This is a genomic window from Glaciimonas sp. GG7 (assembly GCF_052976905.1).
This window is the reverse complement of the sequence record NZ_JBRIIQ010000195.1, coordinates 1-2562: the sequence shown is the minus strand read 5'-3', so window position 1 is coordinate 2562 and position 2562 is coordinate 1. Positions and strand designations below refer to the sequence as shown.

The following is a 2562-nucleotide window of genomic DNA, read 5'->3' as shown; positions in this document are numbered from 1 at the left end:
AGGCGCTGTCCGGGCAGGAGCCGTTGTATATCGCCATCGGCATACTGGGCGCGACCATCATGCCGCACAATCTTTATCTGCACTCCTCGATTGTGCAAACGCGTGCGGTGGCCGATAACGACCACAGCCGCTTGCAAGCAATCCGCTTCTCTCGCCTCGATACCATTTTTTCGCTGATGGTGGCCTTGGTCATTAACGTGGCCATTCTGGTGTTGGCGGCCGCTGCGTTTCATGGCAAGGGCAGCAATGTCGCAGTCGAGATCGATCAGGCTTTTCATTTGCTTGATCCGATTGCCGGCACGGCAGTGGCGGGGATTCTATTCGGTGTGGCGTTACTGGCGTCGGGTCAAAGTTCAACCTTTACAGGCACCATCGCCGGGCAAGTCATCATGGATGGCTTCTTGAAAATTAAAATACCGTGCTGGCAACGCCGCTTGATCACGCGCAGTCTGGCATTGATCCCGGCCTTAATTGGCGTGCTGTTGTTGGGCGAGCATTCAGTCGGGCGCTTACTGGTGATGAGCCAGGTTGTGCTTAGTCTGCAACTGCCGTTTGCCATGTATCCGCTCATCAAACTCACTAGTCGCCGCGATTTGATGGGAATTTTCGCTAACTCAATGACCACCACTGTGCTGGCATGGTTGTTGTTTGTGATTATTTCGGCGGCAAATATTTGGCTGGTTCTTCAGGCGTTTGGTATGCAGTAACAAGGCCTGCGTCAGGCTTTGAATATTGGTATAAATAATTTCTACTTAGAAATAAAATGAGAGGCATGTTCCGGCAGCCTCATATTTTTTAAATCAGAGCTTGTGTTTTTTTTAAACGCTGCTATAATTCGGTCCTTCGCTAGTTAGCAGTAAATGTGTTTTGCAAGTTTTTAGCAACCCACAGCCGATACATGAGTAGATTCACCTTTCGCCGAGGTCACTCTCCAGATAGGTTTGGATTTCGGGAATCTCCTCCTGTATCGGTTAGCAAAGATAATGCGGGAGTAGCTCAGTTGGTAGAGCGCAACCTTGCCAAGGTTGAGGTCGAGAGTTCGAGCCTCTTCTCCCGCTCCAAGACAAAAAGGAAGCCCAAAAGGCTTCCTTTTTTGTCGTCTGCGTTTTTGTATCTTCTACATCTCCCCAACCCTTCTTCCACCAGCCAGAGAGGGGAGCTGCTTCAGGCAGCGTAACGTCATTTCTCCTGCGGGTAATGCTCCGTTGACTCCTTAAAAGACACCAGCCTTAGCAGTGCCAACAGGGCAGCTTATTTACGCCAGGACATTATTTTTCGCAAAACTAATTAGTTGATTGCGGGCAAATATTTGTTAATAAATTTACACTTAAACTCTGGTTATTGATATATTGCAACCCGTGTAACGCATTGTATATTTTCATAAAAATATAATTGTATTATGCAATATGAGCATAATTAAATTCCTCTTTAACATTCGCCTCATCACCAATCGCAAAGCTGCGACAGCTTATAAAAGTAAAAGGATTGCCCTTATGAAACGCCACGGATCAATGAACCACATATTTCGTCTGGTATGGAGCCACGTACTCAATGGTTGGGTAGCGGTAGCAGAAAAAACCCGTGGATGCGGCAAAGGCTCTGGTCGTAAATTAAGCAAATTAATGAAAGCAGCTGCGCTCGCAGCAGCGGCACTGTCGGCAGCGGGTGCGCAAGCCGCGCCGGTCGGCGGACAAGTCGTTACCGGCACGGGCAGCATCGCGCAGTCGGGCGCGCTTACCACGCTCACCACGCTCACCACGATTAATCAGGCCAGCCAGAATCTGGCGCTGAGCTGGAAAAGTTTTAATATCGCCGCGCCAGAGACGGTCAATTTCGTCCAGCCGAACGCAAGCGCAATAGCGGTCAACCGCATCGCCGACGTCAACGGCACGCAAATTCTCGGCCATCTCAACGCCAACGGTCAGGTCTTTCTGATCAACTCGAACGGGGTATTGTTTGGTGCCGGGTCACAGGTCAATGTCGGCGGCTTGGTCGCTTCCACCCTGGATTTAAATGACGCCAGCTCGAGCGGCACTAAGCGCACCTTTAGCGGTAACAGCAAAGCCAGTGTCGTCAACAACGGCACGATCAATGCCGCCAGTTATGTCGCGCTACTCGGTCAGCACGTCAGCAATCAAGGCGTGATCACAGCCCAACTCGGCAGTATTGCACTGGGCGCAGGCAGCGCGGCGACACTGACGTTTAGCGGTAACAGTATGGTGAGCATGAAAGTCGATCAAAGTTTGCTCGACAGTCTGGTTGAAAACGGTGGCTTGATGGCGGCCGATGGCGGCATGGTAATCATGACGGCCGGCGCGAAAGATGCGTTGATCGCCAGCGTGGTCAACAACACCGGTGTGATCGAAGCACGCACGGTCAGTAATCACGGCGGCACCATTACGTTGCAGGGCGGCATGACGACTGGCACGGTGAATGTTAGCGGGACTCTGGATGCGTCGGCTGCAAACGGTGGCAACGGTGGTGTCATTGAAACTTCGGCCGCCCACGTCAAAGTCGCTGATGCGGCTAAAGTCACTACCGCAGCAAAAACCGGCACCACCG

At 51.5% G+C, this 2562-nt stretch carries 2 protein-coding genes and 1 tRNA gene; all 3 read left to right on the top strand.

Translation table 11 applies throughout. From position 1 onward, the window contains the following. Positions 1–707 (top strand): divalent metal cation transporter (locus ACVBEF_RS21015; protein ID WP_447125841.1); only part of this gene is annotated, 707 nt, incomplete at its 5' end. A 278-nt stretch (positions 708–985) separates the two neighbouring features. Continuing rightward, positions 986–1061, top strand: a tRNA-Gly gene (locus ACVBEF_RS21010). A 432-nt stretch (positions 1062–1493) separates the two neighbouring features. Continuing rightward, positions 1494–2562, top strand: a 1069-nt coding sequence (locus ACVBEF_RS21005) for a two-partner secretion domain-containing protein (RefSeq protein ID WP_447125840.1), incomplete at its 3' end; no start/stop codon positions are given.